This is a genomic window from Butyricimonas hominis (assembly GCF_014287455.1).
In the GTDB taxonomy this organism is placed as follows: domain Bacteria; phylum Bacteroidota; class Bacteroidia; order Bacteroidales; family Marinifilaceae; genus Butyricimonas; species Butyricimonas muris.
Genome location: NZ_JACOOH010000001.1, coordinates 688101 through 713825, shown reverse-complemented (window position 1 = coordinate 713825; position 25725 = coordinate 688101). Strand labels below are relative to the sequence as shown.

17 protein-coding genes are annotated in these 25725 nt (G+C 46.3%); 14 read left to right on the top strand and 3 right to left on the bottom strand.

The window, feature by feature from the left end; translation table 11 throughout:
* The first annotated feature begins 53 nt into the window (after window positions 1–53).
* The 9 genes from H8S64_RS02770 to H8S64_RS02730 all read left to right on the top strand — a co-directional run bounded on the left by H8S64_RS02770 (window position 54) and on the right by H8S64_RS02730 (window position 12539).
* Window positions 54–3437 (top strand): SusC/RagA family TonB-linked outer membrane protein, encoded by a 3384-nt coding sequence (locus H8S64_RS02770; RefSeq protein ID WP_186974853.1) that lies wholly within the window; start codon window positions 54–56, stop codon window positions 3435–3437.
* Between the two features lie 24 nt (window positions 3438–3461).
* The gene (locus H8S64_RS02765; protein WP_186974852.1) at window positions 3462–4958 is read left to right on the top strand and encodes a RagB/SusD family nutrient uptake outer membrane protein; all 1497 of its coding nucleotides are present in this window, start codon (window positions 3462–3464) and stop codon (window positions 4956–4958) included.
* A gap of 6 nt (window positions 4959–4964) precedes the next feature.
* On the top strand, window positions 4965–5777 hold the full coding sequence (locus H8S64_RS02760; protein ID WP_186974851.1) for a DUF4843 domain-containing protein: 813 nt from the start codon (window positions 4965–4967) through the stop codon (window positions 5775–5777).
* Window positions 5778–5796: 19 nt separating this feature from the next.
* Window positions 5797–7320, top strand: a complete 1524-nt coding sequence (locus tag H8S64_RS02755) for a PKD-like family lipoprotein (RefSeq protein WP_186974850.1) — start codon at window positions 5797–5799, stop codon at window positions 7318–7320.
* A 30-nt stretch (window positions 7321–7350) separates the two neighbouring features.
* Window positions 7351–8457, top strand: coding sequence for a thioredoxin domain-containing protein (locus H8S64_RS02750; RefSeq protein WP_099291288.1), 1107 nt, complete (start codon window positions 7351–7353; stop codon window positions 8455–8457).
* 152 nt (window positions 8458–8609) lie between these two features.
* Window positions 8610–9584: a polyprenyl synthetase family protein gene (locus tag H8S64_RS02745; protein ID WP_099291287.1), complete on the top strand. Its 975-nt coding sequence runs from the start codon at window positions 8610–8612 to the stop codon at window positions 9582–9584.
* A gap of 13 nt (window positions 9585–9597) precedes the next feature.
* Window positions 9598–10044: a dCMP deaminase family protein gene (locus H8S64_RS02740; protein WP_186974849.1), complete on the top strand. Its 447-nt coding sequence runs from the start codon at window positions 9598–9600 to the stop codon at window positions 10042–10044.
* Between the two features lie 2 nt (window positions 10045–10046).
* Window positions 10047–11642 carry a S41 family peptidase gene (locus H8S64_RS02735; RefSeq protein WP_099291285.1) on the top strand — a complete coding sequence of 532 codons (1596 nt, stop codon included), beginning with the start codon at window positions 10047–10049 and terminating at the stop codon, window positions 11640–11642.
* Between the two features lie 3 nt (window positions 11643–11645).
* Window positions 11646–12539, top strand: coding sequence for a DNA/RNA non-specific endonuclease (locus tag H8S64_RS02730; protein WP_186974848.1), 894 nt, complete (start codon window positions 11646–11648; stop codon window positions 12537–12539).
* Window positions 12540–12550: 11 nt separating this feature from the next.
* Here the strand turns inward: H8S64_RS02730 and H8S64_RS02725 are convergent, their stop codons facing one another.
* Together H8S64_RS02725 and H8S64_RS02720 are read right to left on the bottom strand one after the other, a co-directional pair.
* The gene (locus H8S64_RS02725; RefSeq protein WP_436231456.1) at window positions 12551–13075 is read right to left on the bottom strand and encodes a TlpA family protein disulfide reductase; all 525 of its coding nucleotides are present in this window, start codon (window positions 13073–13075) and stop codon (window positions 12551–12553) included.
* Between the two features lie 16 nt (window positions 13076–13091).
* Window positions 13092–13298 carry a hypothetical protein gene (locus H8S64_RS02720; RefSeq protein ID WP_186974847.1) on the bottom strand — a complete coding sequence of 69 codons (207 nt, stop codon included), beginning with the start codon at window positions 13296–13298 and terminating at the stop codon, window positions 13092–13094.
* A 152-nt stretch (window positions 13299–13450) separates the two neighbouring features.
* Here H8S64_RS02720 and H8S64_RS02715 point away from each other — a divergent pair, with 152 nt between their 5' ends.
* Together H8S64_RS02715 and H8S64_RS02710 are read left to right on the top strand one after the other, a co-directional pair.
* The gene (locus H8S64_RS02715; RefSeq protein ID WP_186974846.1) at window positions 13451–14413 is read left to right on the top strand and encodes a tRNA-dihydrouridine synthase family protein; all 963 of its coding nucleotides are present in this window, start codon (window positions 13451–13453) and stop codon (window positions 14411–14413) included.
* Window positions 14414–14419: 6 nt separating this feature from the next.
* Window positions 14420–14791: a YbaN family protein gene (locus H8S64_RS02710; protein WP_186974845.1), complete on the top strand. Its 372-nt coding sequence runs from the start codon at window positions 14420–14422 to the stop codon at window positions 14789–14791.
* Between the two features lie 24 nt (window positions 14792–14815).
* On the opposite strand, the gene leuS is transcribed toward H8S64_RS02710, so the two are convergent.
* On the bottom strand, window positions 14816–17587 hold the full coding sequence (leuS, locus tag H8S64_RS02705) for a leucine--tRNA ligase (protein ID WP_186974844.1): 2772 nt from the start codon (window positions 17585–17587) through the stop codon (window positions 14816–14818).
* Between the two features lie 498 nt (window positions 17588–18085).
* Here leuS and H8S64_RS02700 point away from each other — a divergent pair, with 498 nt between their 5' ends.
* The 3 genes from H8S64_RS02700 to H8S64_RS02690 are packed head-to-tail and all read left to right on the top strand — an operon-like array spanning window position 18086 to window position 25724.
* On the top strand, window positions 18086–19114 hold the full coding sequence (locus H8S64_RS02700) for an HmuY family protein (protein ID WP_099291278.1): 1029 nt from the start codon (window positions 18086–18088) through the stop codon (window positions 19112–19114).
* A gap of 36 nt (window positions 19115–19150) precedes the next feature.
* Window positions 19151–21385, top strand: coding sequence for a TonB-dependent receptor (locus H8S64_RS02695; RefSeq protein ID WP_186974843.1), 2235 nt, complete (start codon window positions 19151–19153; stop codon window positions 21383–21385).
* Window positions 21386–21404: 19 nt separating this feature from the next.
* Window positions 21405–25724 (top strand): cobaltochelatase subunit CobN, encoded by a 4320-nt coding sequence (locus H8S64_RS02690; protein WP_186974842.1) that lies wholly within the window; start codon window positions 21405–21407, stop codon window positions 25722–25724.
* Window position 25725 lies beyond the last annotated feature (1 nt).

The window sequence follows — 25725 nt, the reverse complement described above, 5'->3', positions numbered from 1 at the left end:
CTCGTACCTCTAACAAGTTTCACATTAATGTTAACATGTAAACAATCAAAAGTATGAAAAAAAATCGGTTTGACAGGCAAGGTATTCCTGTTAATTTAAGAAAAATGTTTTCGGGCATGAAATTACGCGTTGTTTTCATTCTGTTATTAACGTTTACTGTTTCGAGTGCCATTTGGGCGCAATCGAAAACAGTAACGTTGAACGTGAAATCGGAACCGCTGAGTGATGTTCTGATTTATATTAAGGATGCGACGGGAGTACAGATTATTTTTAACGAGAATCAATTGGAAAAAGTGATGTGCGGTCCTGTGTCATTGAAAGATGTTTCGGTAAAAGAGGCTATTGATGCTGTGTTGAAAGGGAAGGGTTTCTTTTGCGAGGTGCTTGACGGAGTTTATGTTATAAAACGAGAAACGAAAAAAGAAGAGGTGAAGAAGTTGACGATTACCGGGAAGGTGGTCGACGTGCAGAATAATCCGCTTCCGGGAGTGACCGTGCGTATCAAGGGTACGACGTTGGGTGTTGCCACGGATGTTGATGGAAATTATTCTATCACGTTGACGGCCGGACAGGAGAAACCGGTGCTGGTCTTTTCGTTTGTCGGCATGACTTCGAAAGAGGTCGTATATGCAGACAAGGATGTAATTAACGTGACATTGGAAGATGAGACCTCAGAGATTGATGAGGTCGTGGTTACCGGTATCTTCAAGAAAGCGAAAGAAAGTTATACGGGGGTCGTTTCAAGCATTACTTCAGAGCAATTGAAAATGTACAAGGGACAAAACGTGTTGCAGACATTGAAAAATATTGATGCATCGTTGAATTTTATGGTGAATAATGCGGTCGGAAGTAACCCGAACGCTATTCCTCAAATCAATATCCGGGGTAATTCTTCATTGCCCATGAGCGTGCAGGAGTATAACGAGAGTGCATCTAATGCTGTTAATACTCCCTTGATTATCATGGATGGTTTCGAGATCACGCTGGAGAAATTGATGGACTATAATGATGATGAGATTGAATCGATCAACATATTGAAGGATGCGGCGGCCACGGCTATTTACGGTTCAAGGGGATCGAACGGTGTGATAGTGGTAATTACCAAACAACCGGAGGCAGGTAAATTGAGGATTAACGCGGAGATTGGGATGGATATCGAGGCGCCGGATTTGAGTTCTTATGACCTGTTAAATGCTGCAGAGAAGCTTCAGTTGGAAAAGATGTCCGGGTTGTACGAGTCTTCTTTACCGGGAAATGACGTGAGATACACGGAAAGATATAACAAGCGTTTGAAGGCTGTACTTGCAGGGGTTGACACGGATTGGTTGAGTAAGCCTTTACACACGGGCGTGGGATCTCATTATAATTTGCGAATGGAAGGGGGAAGTGAACAATTTCGGTGGAGCGGTTCTTTGGCGTATAAAAATGTAGTCGGGGCGATGAAAGGTTCTTCCCGGCGTAATTTCAATGGTTCGATCACGTTGATGTATACGATTGATAATTTGATTTTCAAGAATTACACGTCTTACGGGATGAATCGGGGACGCGAAAGCAGGTATGGTTCGTTCAGTACTTATGCAGAACAACAGCCGTATGATGCGCCATATGATGAGAACGGTAATCTCGTGCGTTATTTTGACGGTTTTCGTTATAGTGATCTGGATAGGCAGAATCCGTTGTATGATGCCTCGTTAAATTCTTTTGATAAAACGGGATATCAATCATTGACTAATAATTTCTCGATCGAGTGGAATATTATGGAAGGATTGATGCTGAGGGGGCAATTAGGTATTTCCAGCACGGATAATAGTAGTGATTATTTCTTACCGGCAGAGCATTCTTATTTCACAACCGGGGATAAAAAAGCGGAATATGCCACGGATGAAGGTTTTTTTCGTAGAGGGTTATATCGCTACGGAACCGGGAAAGAGTATAGTTACAGCGGAAATGTCACGATGACGTATAATAGAACTTTTGCGGAAAAACATCTTTTGTCCGTGGGTATTGATTGGTCATTGGCGGAGACTCAATCTCGTTCGTATAGTTTTGAGTTGGAAGGATTCTCGAGTGAAGATATGAGTTTTCTGGGGAATGCCCGACAATATATGAAAGACGGGATTCCTAACGGATTGAAAACAAGTACCCGCCGTTTCGGGTTGACCGGGAACGTGAATTATATTTATGACGGTCGTTATTACGTGGATTTGGCTTACCGGGTTGACGGTAGTTCCACGTTCGGGAGTGACAAGAAGTATGCCCCGTTCTGGAGTTCCGGTATCGGATGGAATTTGCATAACGAGTCTTTCTTGCAAGGTCATCCGGTAATAACCATGCTGAGGTTGAAGGGGTCTTACGGTGAAACAGGTTCGCAGCAGGGGTCATCTACCGGGGCATCGACAACTTACAAGTATTCCACGGATAACAAGTATATGAATTGGAACGGGGCGATTCTGCAAGGATGGGGAAATCCGAGGTTAACGTGGCAAAAAACGAACGAGTTGAATGTAGGTATGGAAGTTGGTTTGTGGGCAGGGCGTTTGAAAGGTGAATTGAACGTGTACACGAAAAAGACTGCAAATCTTCTTTCCAGTATGGATTTGCCATTGTCCATGGGTTACTCTTCTTATATCGCGAATGTCGGGGAGGTGAAGAATAATGGTTGGGAGTTGGCTTTGAGCGGGTATGCTATTCGTGATTATGAGCGGGAGGTTACTTTGATGTTTAGCGGGCAATTGGTATATAATAAGAATCGTATCACGAAACTTTCGGAGGCGATTAAGGCGCAGAATGAATTGTATTTACAAGAGGACGTGGACGTGAGCAACTTGTTCTACGAGGGACGCCCGCAAAACGCTATTTATGCTGTTCGTTCTTTGGGGATTGACCCAAGTACGGGTAACGAGATTTTTCTTGATAAGGACGGAAATATCACGGATACTTGGAAGCCGTCGGATAAGGTGTATTTGGGTGCGAAAGAGCAGAAATACCGGGGGAACGGTAGTATCCTGTTCATGTGGAAGGGGTTGACGGTGAATGTTGCCTGTTCTTATTACTGGGGAGGTAAAGCGTATAATGAAACTTTGTTGAACAAGGTGGAGGTGACAAAAAATACCTTGACTAGCCAAAATGTGGACGCCCGTGTGCTAAAAGCCCGGTGGTTTCAAGCGGGTGACGTGACGTTCTTCAAGCAACTGAGTAATACCCAAACTCGTGCGACATCCCGTTTCGTGATGAATGATAACGTGTTCGAGATATCTTCTGTCGGGATACAATATCGTTGGGATTCTCCTTGGGTTCAGAAATATACTCGTGCCGGTTCTATCACTTTTGGCGTGAATATGTCTGATATTCTGCATTTGTCATCCATTAAAATGGAGCGCGGAACCAGTTACCCGTATGCTCGTAATATTCAAGGATATATTAAGTTCTTATTCTAACATGTAATATTAAAAACTGTATTTATGAAAAGATTATATATCATAACGGTAGTCATGGCTTTGTTTTCCGTTTCCTGTAATGATTGGTTGGATGTGCGGCCGGACACGGAACAGAAAGACAAAGACTTGTTTACCACGTACAAGGGATTTCAGGATGCTCTCACGGGTTGTTACATGAGTTTAGCCGGTCAAGATATTTACGGGGAGAGATTGACAATGTCTAATATCGAATCATTGGCAAATCTTTGGTATCAATTCCGTAATTCGACTCGTTACGAGGATAATGATTTGATGGAACATAATTACACGAGTGATTATTCTAAGGCCGCGATCAAAACGATATATGCCGGGTTGTTTAACGTGATTGCTCAGGCTAATATGATTATTAAGTACGCCGAGAAAAATGGTGATGTCATCGAAGATCCGGCGGCTCGTGCCGTGATTACGGGAGAGGCTTACGCCATCCGTGCTTTTTGTCAGTTGGATGTGCTTCGCTTGTTCGGGCAGATGCCGCAAGGAGCAAGCCAACAAGTTGAATTACCCTATTCTGAAACTACCTCTATTGACGAAATGCCTGCTTACTATGGTTTCGATGCTTACGTGGCAAAACTAGAAAGCGATTTGGTTAAAGCGGAATCTTTCTTGAAAGATAGTGATCCGGTGTTTCAATATACTTTCTCCAACTTGAATTCTGTAAGCGGGAATGAATTGAATGACAGTTATATGTATTATCGTCAAGCTAGAATGAACTATTGGGCGGTGAAAGCAATTCAAGCCAGAATGTACCTTTATTTGGGAAAAAAAGAAAAGGCTTACGCGTTGGCGAAAGGAATTATAGACGCCAAAGGTGTGGATGGAAAACCTGTCATGACAATGAGTGGCGAAACGGATATCGCAAAAGGGTATAAGACTTGCCCGTCCGAATGCCTGTTGTATCTCAGTAAATATAACGTGAAAACCTACTCGACGGAATTTTTGCTTGGAAATCAGACAGACGTGCAGGTTGGTTCGGGACATTTGGTTGTCTCCCATTCGATGTTGACAGATTTGTACGCGGGACAGAATACGGGTTCGCATAACAGATATTTGAATTGCTGGAACCGGAACGTGAAAGATGCGTCGGCTAGCCTATATGCGGCGATCACGAAGTATTATTTCGCGGATGATGCTGAAAATCAAATGCTGTATTATCAGATTATTCCGATGTTGCGTATGTCCGAAGTTTATTTGATTGCTATGGAAACATCTTCCGATTTGGATGAGATAAACGGGTGGTATACGGATTACATGTTGGCTCATAACGTGGTGTTGAATGAAGCGGGATTTTCTTCCTTGAACGATGTTCCCAAGGAGATCGTGAACGAGTATCGCCGGGAGTTTTATGGAGAGGGGCAGATGTTCTATACCTACAAGAGAACCGGAACGGCAAGTATGCTTTGGGGTAATGGGACGGCTGACGAGAAAGTATATATTCTTCCTTTGCCGGAAACCGAATATAATCCTAATTCTCAAATAAAGTAAATGATTATGAAACAGTTGATAAATATAATGATCGGTTGTATCCTACTTTTGGGGATGAGTTCTTGCGAAAAAGATTTGCCGGTGTATAGTACGTCGGATTGCTGGTTAAATTTCGTTTATTACAATTATGACGGAACTATCGTGGAAACGGAAAAGGTTACGGACGAGATGAGATACGCCTCGTATTCATTCGTGTATGCCGGGGAAGATGTGGACGTTGATACGGTTTGGTTCAAAATATCAACGATGGGTTTCGTGTCGGATGAAGATCGACCGTTGGAGTTGGAGCAGGTTCTTACCGGGCAGAATGATGCGAAAGCGGATGTACATTATGTCGCCTTCACGAATGAAGAGTTGAAAGCGAAATACTACATCATCCCTGCTCGTAAAACGATAACGGAAATTCCGGTGGTTGTAAAAAAGGATCCTTCATTGGAGAATGGAGATGTCACGTTACAATTTACATTCAAGGATAACGGTTATTTTAAACCGGGATATGCGGGATTGACTGTCCGTGTGCTGTCAATCTCTGCAAAATTGACGAAACCTTCGGTATGGGAGGAATATTATTGTGATTATTTATTTGGCCTTTACGGAACAGAAAAACATCGTTTGATGATAGAATGGACAGACGAGAAATGGGATGACGAGTATATCAAGGAACTGATGGAGGGTGACAGTGCTTATGTCGATTATCTGGCAGGATGGTTTGCTCGGAAGTTAGAGGAAGAGAATGCCAAAAGGATAGCGGAAAATAAGGAACCTTACAAAGAAGAAGACGGTACCCCGGTAAGTTTTGAACCGAAATCTTGGAATTGATAATTTAATGGATGATAGTATGAAAAAATATATTTTATTAGCCGTATTGTTTACATTGTTCGGGCTAGTTGCCTGTTACGATGATGATAGTAGTTTGGCAACCAGAGAGATTGGCGATATTGCGATTGATACATTGAAAGATGCTTCAATTATCTCTTATAGTGGAAATAAATTGGAACGGGAACCGAAAATCGAGACGAAATATTCGGAAGAGCAGTTAGCTTACGCGTGGTATATTTATAAAGAGGATCAACAAGAGGGATTCCGGACGAATAAAATCGATTCCGTGAAGAATTTATCGTACGAGATAAATTTGGCGGCCGGGAATTACACGGTTGTGTTTGAAGTGACGGCTAAAGAGAACGGTTATTCAGTTGCGGAAGAGATGAAATTAGCTGTTTCCACGACTTTTTCTCAAGGTTTTTACATCTTGAAAGAAACGGCGGAAGGGAACTCGGAATTGGACGTATATACACAAGACGGTCTTGTTCCAGATCTTTTGACGAACTCGCAAGGGGAACCGTTGATTGGGGCTCCTCGTAATTTGTCCGTGTGTTTCGGGCAGGCTTTTATTGATACGGAAGAGAACGTAATGGCAACGGGCAACACGGTATGTGTTACCACGGAACAGAATAAATTTGCCTGTTTCCGTACGGTGGATATGTTGAAAGTTTTTGATAATTCGAATTTACTTTTCGAGGAAATGGAGGCCGATGAGTCCCCTTATTGTATGGTTAGAAGTCTTTCGAGAATATTTTATTTTTCCAGTAAAGGCATCCGTTCTGCTTCTACCGATGAAAATAGCGGTAAAATGGGCTTCCCCTTGGATAGTGAAAGCAGTAAGCATGTGCAAATAGTGAACGGGGGATTCGGAGGTCATGTATACTGGAATAATAGTAAACATCGTGTCATGACGGTGGATTATAATTGTTCCGGTGTATCGGAAGTTGAGTTCAATACGGAAGTGAATCAAGATAATTTGGAATGCCTGTCGAGTGGACTTAATTACGTGGGAGGAAGTGAGATGATCTATTTCCTGTGTCAGGATAAAACTTCGGGAGTCCGGTATTTGTATTTGCTTTCCGGGGGAAATATCGTGGAGATTAGGCCTTTAAAATCTAATTTGCATTTGGCTCAAGGGGATATTATTGCGGGCAACGGTTTGACGGGAACATTGATTTATTGTGTGCATGATAATAAATTATACGGTTATAATTTTGATGCCGAGAGTGAAATGGAGATTCCGATAACCGGCATCCCGGAAGGAGCTACAATTTCTTATTTCTCCAATCAATATTGGAACATGGGGTTATTCGGGGATACATCGTTGAATTTTGACAACATAGTGGTCGGGACACAGGAAGGTGATAATTATACCGTGTATTTGTATAATATACGCGGAGGACAACCTTACGGGGAACCTATAACAGTTTTCTCCGGCGAAGGCAAACTGAGAAGTGTGCGGTATGTTTGTCAGGCGGCTGTGAATATGACTGCCATGCTGGGACCTATGTATGGATTTGGTCCATGTTTCCCTTATTGATTATAACGTGTAAATAAAAAGACGAATATAATGAAAAAGATTGTTTTGTTGTTGTTTGTTTCTTTGTTGGTCATTTCTGCAACGGCGCAAACGAATTTCCGGGATATTACTTATAAAGAAGCCCTCGCTGCCGCGAAAGACGAGAAAAAACTGGTATTTATCGATTTTTATACCTCTTGGTGTGGTCCGTGTAAAATGATGATGAAAAATATCTTCCCGTTGAAAGAGGTTGGGGATTATTTGAATGATAAGTTCGTGTGTATTAAGATTGATGCTGAAAAAGGAGAGGGACCGGAATTGGCAAAAAAGTACAAGGTAAAAGCGTATCCTACTTTTGTAGCCATAGATGTGGTTGAGAGAGTATTAATGATTAAAGAGGGAGGTTCGGTGGATGGAACTGCTTTTATCACGAGTATTGACCGTCAAATAGACCCCGATAAAACTCCCGAACGAATGCAACAACGTTATGAAAGCGGCGAGCGTACAGCCGAGTTGATTTCTGCCTACGCGGGAATGAAATTGGAACAAGTATACCGGAATCGTCGTCCGGATATGTCTAAAAAAGAAGAGGCTTTTAAAATCGTGCAAGATTATTTTAGCGGGTTGAATGATAAACAAAAGCTGGCCGATGAAAACTTGTTTGTGTATATTTCTTTTACCGAAAGTCCTATGGATGCAATCGCCCGCTATATGATAACTTGTCGGGATAAATTTGCTCCTGCCGTGAAGGATAAAATCTCGGAACAAATCGGGAATTTGTATAAAGTGGAAATGCAAAAATATCTGATAGCTCAAATACCTTTTGAACAACAGCAATATGATGTAGTGAAAAGGGAGATTATTGATTTGGGATTGAATAAGGATAATTATTACACGGAAGCATTTCGTTTCATAGAATGCCACGGGAAAGGTGATTTGAATGCTTTTATGACTCTGTGTGAGAAGGAGTATGCTCAGTTGAATGATGACTATAAAGCGTATATCATGTATAATTTTGCGGCTTTGTTTGTGAACGGGGATGAGGTCGTGAAAAAGCGTGCGGCGAAATTCGTGCGTCGGTTATTCATGGAAATGGATGCGACAATGATTATGTTTGTTGCCCAGCAATTAATGCAATTGGAAGGCGGCGGACATTAAGAAGATGCTCTCGAAATCGTTTTTCGTGTATCCCGGTTTTCCTTGTCGGAAGCCGGGATATTTCTGTTAAAAAGATATTTCTGCTTGTTAATGATGCGTTGTTTGCTCTTTTTTTATACTTTAGCGGAACAAATTTGTAAAACGTGAAAGAGATGTACACACTAAATGACTTAAGGGAGATTATAACGAAAGAGTTAGAGAAAAAAGAGTATATGCAAGAGCCGTATTCGTTGTTTGAGCCGATACAGTATATACTGGAAGACGGTGGAAAACGGTTACGTCCGATGCTTACTTTAATGGCTTATAATCTCTACCGGGAGGACATCGAGAAGGTGTTGAAATCGGCTATCGGGATAGAAATCTTTCACAATTACACGCTTTTGCACGATGACGTGATGGATGATGCCGAATTGAGAAGAGGACGTCCGACGGTTCACAAGAAGTGGAACAGTAACGTGGCGATATTAAGTGGTGATGCGGCTGCCATTATGGCTTACAAGAGTATAGAGCATTGCGAGGATAAATACTTGCGTCGGGCAATTGACTTTTTCAATCAGGTAGCACTGGACGTGTGCAAGGGACAGCAGTATGATATGGTGTTCGAAACGAGAAATGACGTGACCGAGGAAGAATATATCCACATGATTTATTTGAAGACAGCTGTTTTGCTTGCCGGTAGTTTGCGGCACGGGGCGTTGCTTGCCGGAGCTCCGGAACACGAGTACAAAGCGTTGTATGATTTCGGGGGATATCTTGGGTTAGCTTTCCAGTTACAGGATGATTACCTTGACGTGTACGGGGATGTTGCCGAATTCGGGAAAAACATAGGTGGAGATATCGTGGCAAACAAGAAAACTTATATGCTTATCAAGGCGTTGGAGTTGGCTGATCCGGCGACAAAGGAGGAGTTGTGGGGATGGATAGAGAAGAAGGATTTTGATCACAAGGAAAAAGTGGAAGCCGTTACACGGATATATGATCGTTTAGGGATAAAAGAAGTCGCTTTCGCGGCAATAGATAAATATTTGGAAAAGAGTCGGGAGATATTGGATAAGATTGAAGTTCCGGCAGAACGAAAAGTCGATTTCTACGAGATGTTGGACGAGATAGGAAGTCGGAAGAAATAAAATAGTGCATTAAATGGAGAAATCTAAACAGCGATTGTTAGACGAGCGTTATTTGAGAATGGCCCGGATATGGGCGGAAAATTCGTATTGCACACGTCGTCAGGTAGGAGCCTTGATCGTGAGAGGCGATGCCATTATTTCGGACGGGTATAACGGGACTCCTTCCGGATTCGAGAATATCTGTGAAGACGAGGACAATAGAACAAAGCCTTACGTGTTGCATGCCGAGGCGAACGCTATCACGAAAGTGGCGAAATCGAATAACAGTAGTTTCGGGGCAACGTTGTACGTGACGGCTTCTCCTTGTATCGAATGCTCGAAGCTGATTATTCAGGCGGGCATCCGACGGGTGGTATATTCGGAACATTACAGGAGCGCGGATGGAATCGAATTACTGCAAAAAGCGGGAATAGAAGTGGAGTATATAGGGTTCGCGGATGATAAAGAGATAAAAGATTAAATATGAACAAGAGTAATTTAAGAGCGTTATTGACACCGATCGTGTTGGCTTTGGCTATCGTGCTCGGTATGATGATAAACAGGTTTTTGCCGGATCGCGGACAAATGTCTGTTGCCGCGGGAGTGTACCCGCAGATGGGCAATAAATTGGATGTGATTTTGGGAATGATACAACACTCGTACGTGGATACGGTGAACATGACAGAGTTGATAGAGAATTCAATCCCGATCATATTGAATGATTTGGATCCTCACACGATATATATTCCCGCGAAAGATATGCAGCGGGCAAATGAAGGAATTATCGGTAATTTCGGGGGTGTAGGCGTGCAGTTCTATAAATATCTGGACACGGTTACGGTCGTGAAAGTCGTTCCCGGCGGACCTTCCGAGAAAGCGGGGATATTGGATGGTGACCGGATTATCCGGGTAGGCGATTCTGTGGTAGCCGGGGTAAACAAGAACACCGACCAGATTATGGCAATGATGAGGGGAGAGTTCGGTTCGAAAGTAGATTTGACCATCGTGAGAAGGGGTGAACCGAAGCCGATCAAGAAGACGGTTACCCGCGGCAGTATCCCGGTAAAAAGTGTTGATGTGGCGTATATGCTCAATGATACAACGGGTTATTTGAAAACCAATACCTTCGGTATGGTTACCTATATGGAGTTTATGAATGCCATGGAGAGCTTGAAGCAGGCGGGGATGAAAAAGATAATCATCGACTTGCGGGAGAACGAGGGCGGTGTGCTGGAAACGGCAATCAAGATGATAAATGAATTTCTGGACGCGGACAAGCTGATTTTGTACACGCAGGGAAACGCCAGAGCCCGTATGGATTTCACGTCCAACGGTCAGGGACGTTACAAGGATATCCGTGTGGATGTACTGATTAGTGAGTTTAGTGCGTCTGCCAGTGAGATTTTCGCGGGTGCAATACAGGATAACGACCGGGGATTAATTATCGGACGTCGTTCTTTCGGAAAGGGATTGGTACAGGAACAACGCCCGCTATCCGACGGTTCTGCCGTACGGTTGACGGTAGCCCGTTATTATACGCCTTCGGGACGTTCTATTCAGAAACCTTATGACCAAGGGAAAGAGAAATATTACAGCGATATTTACAACCGTATGATGCACGGGGAGTTTTCTCAAAGGGATAGCATCACGTTTGACGAGAATTTGAAATATCAGACTGTTGGCGGACGTACCGTGTATGGCGGTGGCGGAATTATGCCGGATGTCTTTGTGCCGGCTGACACGACCGGGGCTACCCGTTATCTGGCAGCGGTGACGAGAACTCAGTTCTTGTATGATTATACTTTTGATTTCATGGATAGACACCGGAATGAGATGAAGGATTTAAAAGATTACAAGGCTATCCAGCGATACTTGAAGCAGTTCGATCTGGTAAACGAAATGGCGAATTATGCTGCCCGCCGCGGATTGAAGCGGAATGACAAGGAGATAAAAGAGTCTTACCAGATTTTGAGAACACGGATAGAGGCTTATATCGGTCGTCACGCTTTGGATGATATCGGTTTCTACCCGATAATCGGTCAGATTGATAATACCTTACAGGAAGCGATTAAACAATAGACAATGATGAATATTTTACACGGGAGGCTGATAGGCCTCCTGTTTCTGTTTTGCACGCTGGGTGGTTTCGCGCAAAACCGTTATATTCCCTCGGGGGAGGGAATGTTGGTTGAATATACCTATTATTGTTTGGGTTTTGACAAAGAGCATAAACAGGCGAATTGGGTGCATTACGAGTTGGAAGCCAAGAATCTCACGGGGAAGGCGAGCCGGAAAGATAATTTTCGGGTAGACCCGAAACTAGATACATGGAGTGCCACGTTAGCCGATTACAAGGGAAGCGGGTATGACCGGGGGCATTTGTGTCCTGCCGCTGATATGTCGTTTAACGCGAAAGCGATGAGCGAAACGTTTTACATGTCGAATATGTCGCCGCAAGTACCGATGTTTAACCGGGGTATCTGGAAGAAGTTGGAGGAACACGTTCGGGAACGGGCAAAGCGGGAAAAACTGTACGTGGTAACCGGACCGATTTTCAAGAGTAACAAGGGGAAGATAGGCAAAGGAAAAGTGACCGTTCCCGGTTACTATTACAAATTATTTTACTCCCCGTCGAAGCAGCAGATGATAGCTTACGTGTTGCCGAACGAGGAGAGTCGGCGCCCGATAAACAGTTTTGCGGTACCCGTGTCGAAAGTGGAGAAAATGACCGGTATTGATTTCTTCCCGCAACTACCGGATGATCTGGAAAAGCTGTTGGAAGCGGATACCCTTTCGCATCTGGAACATATGCCCAAGCAACCCGGTAAATCATATCCCCCGACCCGGAAAGAACAAATTATCGCCGTGGCGGGAGCCGTGCTCTTGTTCTTGCTCGTGTATTTCCTGATCAAACACCGGGGTGGGAAAAAGAAGAAAAAGAAAAAAGCCAAGAAACCTCTCAAGAAAAAGAAATAAGCCTTTCGGGCTTATTTCTTTTTCAACAAATCATCAATCACTTTTGTCATTTCCTCGAACTCTTTCGGTTCGTACAGGCGGGTGAGATAGACAATCTTCCCCTCTTTGTCTATGATAACGTTCCGGGTGACGCCTGCGCCTTTCGCGGCAAAAGAATAAAAGGCTTTACCTTCCAGATCGAGCAGGAGAGGGTAAGTGATACCTGTTTCTTTGGCAAATTTTTTGACCACTTCTTTCGATTCCTTAAGATCAATGCCGTATAAAACGAAGTCGGGATTATCCTTGTGTTTCAGCCAGATATCTTTTTCGATAAAGGGCATTTCTTTTCGGCATACGCCACACCAGCTGGCAGTGAATTGAAGCATAACGATTTTCCCTTTTAGGTCTTTCAGTTGTTTCTTTGTGCCGTCGGGAAAGATTAATTCGATATCAGGTGCTTTGTCGCCTACTTTCACGATGTATCCTCTATCGTCTTCCGGGGCTTGAACCCAAGCGCAGGTCATGAATAATAATAAAATTAGAGTCAGGTGTTTCATATTGGATTATGTTTGATTAATATCGTTTCAGGCTTTTCGGGCTACCGCTCCATGAGCATCCCAAGCAATAGAGAATTGTCGTGTCGAATCCCTCCAGAGAGTCATTTTCATTTACCGGAACAACCTCGTGATCGGTTGTCACTTGCACCAGACATAGATTGCCTTGTGCGTCTTTCACGTGAAAACGGCGTATGCCGCATTGTGGACAAAGTAAAAATCGCATATTCTAAAATTTGAGACATAGTTACTGATTATTATTGATAGTTGTACGGGGTACGAGGGAAAAATTGTTACTTTTATCAGATTCTTTTCATATACGGGAAGAAAGACTGTATATTTGTCGTAACAAGATGATAGTAGTTAGTGGGTTTTGATATGGAAAAACAGAAGAAATATAAAATACATTTTGCACCCGTGCAGGGGCATACCGATTGGACGTACCGGAACCTGCACGAGAAATACTTCGGGGGAGTGGACGCCTATTATACCCCGTTTATCCGGGTTGAAAAAGGGGATAGTTTCCGGTCGAGAGATATGAAGGATTGTGATCCCGAATTAAATACCGTGCAGAGATTGATCCCGCAAGTGTTGGGGGGTGATCCGATGGAACTGGATGTATCTCTGGAGATGTTGGAAGAGAGAGGCTACACGGGGGTGGATATCAACATGGGATGTCCTTTCCCGATGATCGCGAGGCGGGGGAAAGGAGCGGGTGTGTTGTCCGAACCGGAACGGGTACGGGAGTTGATGGAGGTTGTGAAGGAATACCCGGGGATGCAGTGTTCCGTGAAGATGCGTTTGGGATGGGAGAATCCTGAAGAATGTTTGTCATTGCTTCCTGTTTTGAATGACACCCCTTTAACTGCCGTTATCCTGCACGCTCGTGTCGGTACGCAGGAATACAAGGGAGAGGTAAACCCGGATGCGTTTGAGGCATTTTATAATCAATGTAAACATCCCTTGTATTACAACGGGGATGTGTTGACCCTAGAGGATATTCAACGGGTGACGGCACGCTTTCCCCGTTTGGAAGGCGTCATGATCGGTCGGGGATTGTTAGCGAACCCCGCGTTGGCAATGGAATACTTGAATGGTAAAGAATTGACCTCGGAGGAGAAGTACAGGAAATTCAAACTCTTTCATGCCGAACTTCTGGCCGCTTATGCCGAACGTTTGCAGGGTGAGCATCAATTAGTAATGAAAATGAAAACTTTCTGGGAATATTTCATGCCGATGACCGACCGGAAAATATTGAAGAAGATTCACAAGAGTAACAAACTATCCCAGTATAACGAAGCGCTTGCGCGTGCCTTCGTGCCGGGACAGGAGGAAGGGTGATAGCGGATGAAGAAAGCGATATATATCATTATAGGCTGTATTTCCGTGGTGTTGGGTATAATCGGTATTTTCGTGCCCGGTTTGCCGACAACACCTTTTCTTTTATTGAGTTCATGGCTTTTTTACAATAGTTCCAAGCGATTGCATGATGCCTTGCATCGTTCCAAGTGGTTGGGGCCTTATATCCAGCGTTTTCAAGAGAAAAAAGGAGTGGGTTGGAAGACAAAAGCGGTATCCATTATTTGTATGTGGACGATGATCAGTATTTCCGCTTTCGGGATTATCGAGAATTTGCATGTGAGGATATTATTATTGATATTGGGTGTGGTTGGGACATGCAGCGTGCTGTTTATCGTACCGAATCCCAAAAAGAAATAAAAGAGAGCACGCTCTCTTTTATTATTACCCTATCACCACGTTCACGATTTTTTTCGGTACGATAATCATTTTCTTGATTTCCTTCCCGTCCATCCATTTCGCGAAGTCCGGAGTGGCTTTTACGGCTGTTTCAATCTCCGCGTTGGTTGCTGTCGTGGGCATGGCGAGTTTGAAACGTACCTTGCCGTTGAAGGAAACCGGGTATTCGAACTCGTCTTCCACGAGGTATTTTTCTTCCCATTTCGGGAAGGCTTCTTTCGTGATGCTTCTCGTGTGGCCTAGCAGGCTCCACAGTTCTTCCGCCATGTGGGGGGCAAAAGGAGCGAGGGTAATCACGAGGGGTTCGAGGATAGCCCGTTTATTACATTTCAGGGCTGTCAGTTCGTTCGTGCAGATCATGAAAGCGGGAATGGACGTGTTGAACGAGAAGTTCTCGATATCGTATTCCACCTTCTTGATCGTTTTATGCAGTACTTTCAATTCTTCTTTGGTCGGCATCTCGTCGCTCACGCTGAAATCTTCGCCGTTTTGGAACAGGCGCCAGAATTTACGCAGGAATTTGTACACCCCGTCGATACCTTGCGTGTCCCACGGTTTGCTGAATTCCAGCGGTCCGAGGAACATCTCGTACAGGCGCAACGTGTCAGCCCCGTATTCTTCGATAATCGTGTCGGGGTTCACCACGTTGAACATGGACTTGGACATCTTCTCGATAGCCCAGCCACAGATGTATTTCCCGTTTTCGAGGATAAACTCGGCATTGGCGAATTCCGGTCGCCATGCACGGAACGCATCCACGTCTAACACGTCATTCTTCACGATATTCACGTCCACGTGTAACTCCGTGGTCTTATGCTGATCCTTCAACCCGAGGGAAACAAACGTATTCGTGCCTTGTATCCGGTACACGAAATTCGAACGTCCTTGAATCATACCTTGGTTGATTAGTTTCTTGAAAGGCTCTTCTTCGGTGGCAACACCGATATCATGCAAGAACATGTTCCAGAAACGGGAATAAATCAAATGTCCCGTGGCGTGTTCTGTCCCGCCCAAGTAAAGATCCACGTTTTTCCAGTAATTGCAGACGTCCTTATCTACTAGAGCCTTGTCATTGTGCGGGTCCATGTAGCGTAAAAAATACGCCGAGGAACCCGCGAAGCCGGGCATCGTGTTTAATTCGAGAGGATAACCCTCTTCCGTTTTCCAGTCTTGTACACGACCTAGAGGCGGTTCTCCTGTTTCTGTCGGCAAGTATTTATCTACCTCCGGCAACTCCAGCGGCAATTTTGACTTGTCGAGCATATATGGCATACCGTCTTTATAATACACCGGAAATGGTTCGCCCCAGTATCGTTGACGACTAAAAATGGCATCCCGCAGGCGGTAATTGATCTTGCTTTTACCGATTCCTCTTTTCTCGACTTCTTGCGAGATATACGCGATGGCATCTTTTACTTCCATGCCGTTGATAATACCGCTGTTAATCATCTTGCCGACTTTCGTGTCGTATGATCCTTCGGACATATCGTGTCCTTCCCCGTCGTCAATCACGGGAACAATCGGGAGATTGAAATGACGTGCGAAAGCGTAGTCGCGGCTGTCGTGTCCCGGTACTGCCATGATTGCTCCGGTTCCGTAGCCGGAAAGCACGTATTCGCTGATCCACACGGGTATCGCCTCGTTCGTGAACGGGTTAATAGCATATGAACCGGTAAATACTCCGGTCACTTTTTTCACTTCCGTCTGGCGCTCCCGTTCCGTGCGTTTCGACACGTAGTCCAAGTACTCGGCAACGGCGTCCGCCTGTTCCGGGGTGGTCAGCTGTTTCACGTAATCCGATTCGGGAGCCAGCACCATGAATGACACCCCGAATATCGTGTCCGGGCGAGTGGTGAAGATTTCCAGTTTCACGTCCGAATCTTTCACGTCGAAAATCACGTCGGCACCTTGCGAGCGACCTATCCAGTTGCGTTGAATATCCTTCAGTGAATCCGACCATTCCACTTTATCCAATCCGTCCAATAGCCGTTGGGCATAGGCGGATACGCGGAGCGACCATTGGCGCATTTTCTTCTGTACCACGGGATAACCGCCTCGTTCGGACAGCCCGTCTTTCACCTCGTCGTTGGCAAGCACGGTTCCCAGTTCCGGGCACCAGTTCACCATCGTGTCGGCAAGGTAAGCGATGCGGTAATTCAATAATATCTCTTGTTTCTCCTTCTCCGATTTGGCTTTCCATTCTTCGGCAGTGAAATGCAGTTCTTCGCCGCATGCCGCGTTCAGTCCTTCCGTACCCACCGTTTCAAAAGCTTTTACCAGATCGCTGATCGGCATGGCTTTTTGCTCGTCGTAACAGAAATAGCTGTTGAACATCCGGATGAAAGTCCATTGTGTCCATTTGTAATATCCCGGGTCGCAGGTACGGATTTCTCTGTCCCAATCGTACGAGAAGCCGATCTTGTCCATTTGTTCCCGGTAGCGGTTGATATTTTTCTCCGTCGTGATAGCCGGGTGTTGCCCTGTCTGGATGGCGTATTGCTCTGCCGGCAGTCCGTAGGCATCATACCCCATGGGATGCAACACGTTAAAACCTTTCAAATGCTTGTAACGGGAATAGATATCGGAAGCGATGTAGCCTAGCGGGTGTCCGACGTGTAACCCTGCCCCGGAGGGATAAGGGAACATGTCCAGCACGTAATATTTGGGTTTGGAAGGATCCATTTCAACCCGGTAAGTTTTGTTCTCTTGCCAGTAGCTTTGCCACTTTTTCTCGACTTCCTTGAAATTGTATTCCATGTTATTCTTTTTTTAGTTCTCGTAATGAATGACAAAGGTAATAAAAATACAGAAGTCGGAAACTCTTTTATTATTTTATGTCATAGGGGTGATTACCTAATATTGTAAGAGGATGTACTCTTTTCCTATATAAATCCGGTATGAATTCCGTATGATTTCCGGTTCAATTCCGCTTATAAAGTTTTTACTAAGCTTTTAGTAAGCTATTAAAACGCTATTACTATATAGGGTTTTAATAGGGTTTTAATAGGGAACTAATAGCGTTTTACACGGAAGTGATGCGGAATTTATATGGAATTGATATGTATTTTATTATTGTAATCCAGATGTTTAGTGACTGACGTGATATCTTATTTGTACCGTGGTGAAATTTAAGGAAGAATCCCTAATATAGATGAAATGGAGTCTGTTTTTCCTCATTTTTGGGGATTGTGAGGGGATGTTCGGGGATATACTTTTGTAGCGATAAATAGTCTGTTAAATTAAAATTTTTATATAATGAAAAAGATGAATCAGTTTATTGCGTGGGGGCTGATGTTGTGTGTTGCCTGTTTTACAGCTTGTTCTGATGACGATAACGGTAGTGGTTGGGATGGTGAATCCACCGTGGTTGCTGCCGCCGATTATGACGCGTGGACGTATTTTGATTTTAAGACGGGTACCGTGAAGACGCTTAGCGTGAAATCCCAAGAAGGTGGTATCACCGGGATATACAAGGGTGATTTAGATATCTCCGTTATGGGGAGTTCTTACGGGAATCAAGAGGGCGTGAAGTTGATTATTTCTACAATTGCCGAGGATTCGGTATTGCTTTCTCTGGATAGTTTGATGCTCAGCATGAGTGGTGATGTGGAGCCTTATTCTTTATCGGCGAAAGCGGCAATAGCGCGGGACGGGGAAGAGTGGGTGTTGACGGGAGTACCGACAAGTGTCGATGTGGTCAACGGAGAAACAACCACGGTGTACAAGGAAGTAACTTTCAGCGGAAGAATAGGTGCGGCAGCCGGAAGTGCGGCAAGTATAAAGGTGACTTTTAAGCCGGGCGCTATGCCTATGGCGATCACTGGGACTTATACCGTGAAAGAGAGGGATAACAAGGTCTATATGTTGAATGGGGACGAAACCTCTTTTGACTGGGATATTGCTTTCCACAAGTATGATGTCAAGACGAACGGCGGGGGTGCGGTGAAATTGAACACGTTCGACCTTGATGCGGTAACCTTGTCTTCCGTAACCGGGGAGAATTTCACGGCTGACACGGACGATCACCAAGTAATGGTGGATATGACGAACATGATGGAAGGTTTCGTGGGGTATCAGTCCACGAAATTGAATGAAGTATTGTGTGGTTGGGTGACGGCAACCCCGACAGGTTCGATGCCGCCTTATACTTACGAGATCAATAAGAATGTATTCGTGTTGAAAACGGCAGCCGGGGAGTATGCTAAAATAAGATTCACGGATTATTCCAATGATAAGAACGAGAAGGTATATGCCGCGTTTGATTACGAATATCCTCTAAAGTAACGCGCGGAAGCCGTGCTTGGTTCAATGGAGAAGCAGATGAGAAACGGATTGTTGATATTGTTTTTGATATTTTTGTCCCCGTGTTTAATGGCGGATGAACACGAGAATGAGGCTCCCTCTTTTAAGGTAAAAGGAGTAGTCGTGGACGAGAAAGGGGAACCGCTGGCAGGGGCTTCCGTGTGGGTGAAAGGGACTGTTGTCGGTGCGGGAACGAACGCGAAGGGGGAGTTCACGGTAAAACTGACGTCGAGGGAGAAATGTGTGTTAAGAGTTAGTTTCACGGGTTATGCCCCGAAGGAACGGGAAGTAGTTCCCGGTCTGGATAGTTTGTTTCACTTCGCGCTGGCTCCGGGTGATAACGCGCTGAACGAGGTGGTGATCACGGGAACCCGCACGATGAAACCGTTGAAGGATGTACCCGTGCTGACCCGTGTCATCTCACGAGAGGATATAGCACAAATCAATCCTTTGGATTTGCAGAGTCTGTTGGAGTACGAGATGCCGGGATTGCAGTTCGGGTTGGCTCACGGTTCGGGTTTGCCGGAATTGAAATTCCAAGGCTCGGCGGGGGGATACGTGTTGTTCTTGATTGACGGGGAACGCGTATCGGGGGAAGGTTCCAGTAATAATATAGATTATAGTTTGATTGATGTTGATAATATCGAGCGGATAGAGGTGGTGAAAGGACCTATGTCGACGTTGTACGGTTCGCAGGCGATGGGGGGCGTGGTGAATATTATCACGAAGGATGCCGATCGTCCCTTCACGGGAAACGCTTCCGTCCGTTACGGTAATAACGACGAGAGTAAGTATTCGCTGTCATTGGGTACGAAGCAAGGGCGATTCTCCGCGTTGACGTCGCTTTCTTATCGCACGCGGGATGCTTACGCGCTGAAAGACGAGGTCGGGCAAATTCAATACACGCACTACAAGGATATGTATGACCGGGATTCGGTCGTCGCGGATACTTCGACCAAAGGGATGACGAGCGTTAAGGGGTTCGAGATTTGGCAAGTGAACCAGAAATTGAGTTTCACGTTTAACGATCGCTTCCGTGTATCGTTGGACGGAACGTATTATAACAATCATATTCTGGAATATATACAGGAAAAGGAACAGGATGTGTTTTCGACTTACAAGCTCAACCCGAAGATGTTTTACGCGATAAATGATAGGCATATTCTGGATTTGTCGTACGTGTTCGAGAATTACGAGAAGAAAATAGAGTATAAAAAATCTCCCGCGGAAAAGAGGCTTGGGGATATGACCCATAACATGCGGTTGAATTACACGGGATATCTCCATGACAGACACACGCTGACTGCGGGGATCGAGATGAACACGCAGCGGTTGCAGCATTACTGGTTTGATAACGGGTCGGGAAAAAAGTTTGACGCGCAGACTTACGTGTTGTATTTGCAGGAGGATTGGAAAGTGAGTGATTCGTTTAGTATTCTGGCGGGTGTGCGGTCGGATTGCCATTCGGAATACGGTTTCCATGCGAGTCCGAAAATATCGTTGATGTACAGGTACGGGGTGTTGGCTTTGCGTGGCGGTTACGGGATGGGATTCCGTATACCTTCGTTGAAAGAGTTGCACAGCGAGTATGATATGGGCGGACAAGGTTTCTTTATGATTTACGGTAACGAGGATTTGGAACCGGAGATCAGTCACCAAGGGACGTTGTCGGCGGAGGTGACGAGGGGGATTTTTAACGGTTCGGTATCCGGGTACTACACGAGGTATTTCGACGAGATCGGTTTGGGGTTGTCTTCGGACGGGAAGAACCAGCAATATTATAACGCGGATAACGCGACAAGGACGGGGGTGGATGTGATGGCGCAATTCCGTTTCAGGAACGGGTTGACGTTGCGCGGCGCGTACGCCTATATTGACGCACATTCCGAGGTTGACGGGTATAATATGGCGAGTGACCGTCCGCATAGCGTGACGTTCACGGCGAATTATTCCAAGACGTTCGGGAAGGTGACGCTGTCGGTGGCACTGAACGGGCGTTGGATGTCCTCGGTGGAAACGTGGTACAAGAATAGCGCGGGTGGTTACGTGCAGAATGAATATGACAGCCGGACGTTTTGCGCGTTGAATCTTAGCGGGCGTTTCCCGCGAGGGTTCCGTTTTACGGCGGGACTGGATAACCTGTTTAATTTCAAGGATAAAAACGTGACTGCCGATCAATCGGTTACCCCGCAACGAGGAATAGGGGTGCTCGGGACGTTGTCCGTGAATTTGGCGGATTTGTTTAAATTATAATCAGATAAAAAGAAAACGGATGAAAAAGAAATGGCTTAAATGGGGATGTCTTTTGGTCGTGATCTTGTTGGGAGTGTGGGGGTATCGTGTATGGTTCGGGACCACGAGGATTGCTTTCGTGAATTTCCAGACGATGACGATGGGGAGTATCGCGAAGGCGAATGACAATTCATTTATTCAATTGCAGGAAGTTCCCGTCGAGGAGTTGGGGCGTTTGTCCGGCTTCGATATGGTGTTCGTGAACGGGATGGGGTTGCGTGTCGTGGAAGAACAGCGGCAGCAGATACAAAACGCGGCGGACAAGGGTGTACCGGTGTTCACGACGATGGCGACGAACCCGGCGAATAATATATGCACGATAGATTCGGTCGATCAGGCTGCCTTGCGGGCTTATCTCGGAAGCGGGGGCAGGCGGAATTACAAGAATTTGCTGAATTACGTGCGGAAGAATATTGATAGAAAGGTGATGATTGCTGTCGAGGAACCGGGGGAGCCGATCGAGCGGGCATCGGATATCCTGTACCACGCGGATTTGGACAAGCCGGGGGAGGAATTGGACTTTCTGTCTGTCGGGGAGTACGAGAAATATTTGAAAGATAAGAAATTATACAGGGATGGGGCGAAAAAAATCGTGGTGACGGGACAGATGGCCGATGCCACGGGGTTAATCGACACGCTGGAACGGGTAGGGTATAATGTTTACCCGGTGTTGTCGTTGCGGCGTTTGCTTGATTTTATCCGGGAGATAGCCCCGGATGCGATAATCAATATGGCGCACGGCCGTTTGGGCAATGACATGGTACATTATTTGAAAGAACGTAATATTCTGTTGTTTGCGCCGCTGACGGTGAATAATCTGGTGGAGGAATGGGAACGCGATCCCATGGGAATGTCCGGCGGGTTTATGTCCCAGAGTATTGTTACGCCCGAAATAGACGGGGCTATCCGCACGTCGGCTTTGTTCGCCCAGTATAAGGACAAGGAGGGATTACGCCATTCCTACGCGGAGCCTTCCCGTTTGAGAACATACGTGGAGAATATACAGAAAACGCTTGCCTTGAGGGATAAGCCGAATAGCGAGAAACGGGTGGTGATTTATTACTATAAAGGACCGGGACAGAGTGCCATGAGCGCGGCGGGAATGGAAGTGGTTCCCTCGTTGTACAATCTTTTGAAGAAGATGAGAGAGGAGGGCTACCGGGTGGACGGCCTTCCGGCAAATCACAAGGAACTGGAGAAAATGATCATGGCGGAAGGTGCCGTGTTCGGGACTTATGCCGACGGCGTGGTAGATCGTTTCTTGAAAGAGAGTCACCCTTTGTTGATTTCGAGGGAGGAGTACGAGAGTTGGGTGAAACAAGCCCTGCGCCCGGAGAAATATGCCGAGGTGGTTGCCGCTTTCGGGGAATTTCCCGGGGAATACATGAGTCCCGCTGACGGGATACTAGGAATATCCCGGATACAGTTCGGGAACGTGGTGATAATGCCGCAACCCGCTGCCGGGGGCGGGGATAACGCTTTCCAGATCGTGCATGGGACGGATGCGGCTCCCCCTCATTCTTATATCGCGGCTTACTTGTGGATGCAATACGGGTTCAAGGCGGATGCCATGGTACATTTCGGGACGCATGGCAGTCTGGAGTTTACGCCCAAGAAGCAGGCAGCCCTGTGCGATTTGGATTGGCCGGACAGACTCGTGGGCAGTGTGCCTCACTTGTATATTTATTCCATTGGCGACGTGGGCGAGGGGATGATTGCCAAACGTCGGGGATACGGGGTGTTGCAATCCTATCTGACACCCCCGTTTATGGAGAGTAACGTGCGGGGTATTTACCGGAGTCTGACGGAAAAGATAAAGATATACAACCAGAAATTGTACCCGGAGAAGGGTACCGCCAACGCGAAGGACGTGGAGCAGGCTTCCTTGGCGGTGAAAGAGTTGGCGGTTTCCTTGGGTATGCACCGGGAGTTGGGGTTGGATAGCGTGTTGACGGTTCCCTATACCGAGGAAGAGGTTTTGAAGATTGAAAACTTCGCGGATGAACTGGCGGCGGAGAAGGTGACCGGACAGTTGTACTCTATGGGAGTGCCTTACGAGGCTGCCCGGATAGAGTCTTCCGTTTATTCTATGGCGACCGACCCGATTGCTTACGGGTTGTACGCATTGGATAAGTTGCGGGGAAAGGCGGATGCCGGAGTATTGAAGCGGAAGGCTATTTTTACCGAACGTTATCTGGAGCCGGCGAAGAAGTTGGTCGGGAGGTTGTTGAACGGGAGAGAGAACGTGAACGACGACTTTATTTGCCGCGTGGCAGGAATCACGAGCGGGGAGTTGGCTCAAGCCCGGGAGATTGATGCGGACCGGAACGCGCCCAAGGGGATGATGGCGATGATGATGGCGGCGACGGCAAAGCAACCGACCGTGAAAGATGAAAAGAAGGAAGAGGGGATGTCCGGGATGATGAAGGAGATGATGAAACAGATGGGCAAGGACAAGACTCCCGAGGAGCGATTGGCTATGGCGGAGAAGATGGGAGCGCCGAAAGAGGCGATGGAGAAGATGAAGGCGGCAATGACGAAGCCGAAAGAGGATAAGCCCGATATGAGTGCCATGATGAAAGCGATGATGGGCAAGAAAGCGAAAGAGTACTCGAAAGAGGAGGTGAACAAGGCTTTGGCGATCATGGAAGTGGAGCGGACATTGAAGAACGTGAATAATTATAAACGGGCATTGGCGGAAAGTCCGGCAGTCGAATTGCAGTCGTTGATGAACGCTTTGAATGGCGGGTACACGGCTCCTTCGCCCGGCGGGGATCCTATCGTGAACCCGAACACGTTGCCGACGGGGCGCAATCTTTTTGCCATTAACGCGGAGGAAACTCCCACGGAGTCCGCTTGGGAGAAAGGGATGCAGTTGGCAAAGAGTACTATCGAGATGTACCGGAAACGGCATGACGGGGAGTTCCCGAAGAAGGTGAGCTACACGCTTTGGTCCGGCGAGTTTATCGAAACGGGAGGAGCCACGATAGCCCAAGTGTTGTATATGCTCGGCGTGGAGCCCGTGCGGGATGCTTTCGGGCGGGTGAGCGATTTGAAGCTGATTCCTTCTGCCGAGTTGGGACGTCCCCGGGTAGACGTGGTGGTACAGACTTCCGGGCAGTTGCGGGATATTGCGGCTTCCCGTCTTTTCCTCGTGAATAGAGCCGTGGAAATGGCAGCGGCTGCCAAAGATGATAAATACGAGAATCAAGTGGCTGCCGGAGTGCTGGAAGCGGAGAGGACATTGATTGATAAGGGAATTTCCCCGAAGGATGCCCGTGAGATTTCGACATTCCGGGTGTTCGGGGGTGCGAATGGCGGTTACGGAACCGGAATCACGGGGATGGTAGAGGCGGGAGATCGCTGGGAGAGTGAATCGGAAATTGCGGCGACTTACTTGAATAACATGGGGGCTTACTACGGTAGCGAGAAGAATTGGGAGAAATTCAGGCAATTCGCTTTCGAGGCAGCGCTAACCCGCACGGACGTGGTGGTACAACCCCGGCAGAGTAACACGTGGGGAGCGTTGAGCCTTGATCACGTGTACGAGTTCATGGGCGGAATGAATCTTGCCGTGCGTAACGTGACGGGGAAAGACCCGGATGCTTACCTGAGTGATTACCGGAACCGGAATAATAACAAGATGCAGGAGGTGAAGGAGGCGATCGGGGTGGAATCCAGAACGACGATATTCAATCCCTCGTATATTAAAGAAAAAATGAAAGGAGAGGCAACCTCCGCATCCGGTTTTACTGAAATTATCCGTAATACTTACGGGTGGAACGTGATGAAACCTTCGGTGATTGACAACGAGATGTGGGACGAGATTTATAACGTGTACGTGAAGGATAAATTTGACCTCGGGGTGCAGGATTTCTTCGAGAAAGTGAGTCCTGCCGCGTTGCAGGAGATCACTGCCATTATGATGGAAACCGCGCGTAAGGGGATGTGGAAGGCTACCGGGCAGCAGTTGGCGGATTTGTCGGAGTTACACACGGATTTGATTAAGAAGTATAAACCGGCATGTTCCGGATTTGTGTGTGATAATGCCAAATTGCGTGATTTTATCGCTTCCAAAGCGACTCCCGAAGCGGCGAAAGAGTACCGGAACAGTATTCAGCAGGTGAGGGAGGTTGCGGCAGACCGGTCCAAAGGGGTGGTGATGAAGAAAGACGAGATAGCCTCGGAAACACAGAAGCGCACGAATCGGGTGAGTACGCCGTGGATAGCGGCAGGGGTGATTGTGGTGTTGATCGGTTTGGCGGTCTTGATGAGGAAAAGACGTAAAAGCAGTATGTAAT

Coding starts and splice junctions, on each gene's coding strand:
- H8S64_RS02770 (WP_186974853.1), top strand. CDS start 54: ATGAAAAAAAATCGGTTTGACAGGCAAGGTATTCCTGTTAATTTAAGA.
- H8S64_RS02765 (WP_186974852.1), top strand. CDS start 3,462: ATGAAAAGATTATATATCATAACGGTAGTCATGGCTTTGTTTTCCGTT.
- H8S64_RS02760 (WP_186974851.1), top strand. CDS start 4,965: ATGAAACAGTTGATAAATATAATGATCGGTTGTATCCTACTTTTGGGG.
- H8S64_RS02755 (WP_186974850.1), top strand. CDS start 5,797: ATGAAAAAATATATTTTATTAGCCGTATTGTTTACATTGTTCGGGCTA.
- H8S64_RS02750 (WP_099291288.1), top strand. CDS start 7,351: ATGAAAAAGATTGTTTTGTTGTTGTTTGTTTCTTTGTTGGTCATTTCT.
- H8S64_RS02745 (WP_099291287.1), top strand. CDS start 8,610: ATGTACACACTAAATGACTTAAGGGAGATTATAACGAAAGAGTTAGAG.
- H8S64_RS02740 (WP_186974849.1), top strand. CDS start 9,598: ATGGAGAAATCTAAACAGCGATTGTTAGACGAGCGTTATTTGAGAATG.
- H8S64_RS02735 (WP_099291285.1), top strand. CDS start 10,047: ATGAACAAGAGTAATTTAAGAGCGTTATTGACACCGATCGTGTTGGCT.
- H8S64_RS02730 (WP_186974848.1), top strand. CDS start 11,646: ATGATGAATATTTTACACGGGAGGCTGATAGGCCTCCTGTTTCTGTTT.
- H8S64_RS02725 (WP_436231456.1), bottom strand. CDS start 13,075: ATGAAACACCTGACTCTAATTTTATTATTATTCATGACCTGCGCTTGG.
- H8S64_RS02720 (WP_186974847.1), bottom strand. CDS start 13,298: ATGCGATTTTTACTTTGTCCACAATGCGGCATACGCCGTTTTCACGTG.
- H8S64_RS02715 (WP_186974846.1), top strand. CDS start 13,451: ATGGAAAAACAGAAGAAATATAAAATACATTTTGCACCCGTGCAGGGG.
- H8S64_RS02710 (WP_186974845.1), top strand. CDS start 14,420: ATGAAGAAAGCGATATATATCATTATAGGCTGTATTTCCGTGGTGTTG.
- leuS (WP_186974844.1), bottom strand. CDS start 17,587: ATGGAATACAATTTCAAGGAAGTCGAGAAAAAGTGGCAAAGCTACTGG.
- H8S64_RS02700 (WP_099291278.1), top strand. CDS start 18,086: ATGAAAAAGATGAATCAGTTTATTGCGTGGGGGCTGATGTTGTGTGTT.
- H8S64_RS02695 (WP_186974843.1), top strand. CDS start 19,151: ATGAGAAACGGATTGTTGATATTGTTTTTGATATTTTTGTCCCCGTGT.
- H8S64_RS02690 (WP_186974842.1), top strand. CDS start 21,405: ATGAAAAAGAAATGGCTTAAATGGGGATGTCTTTTGGTCGTGATCTTG.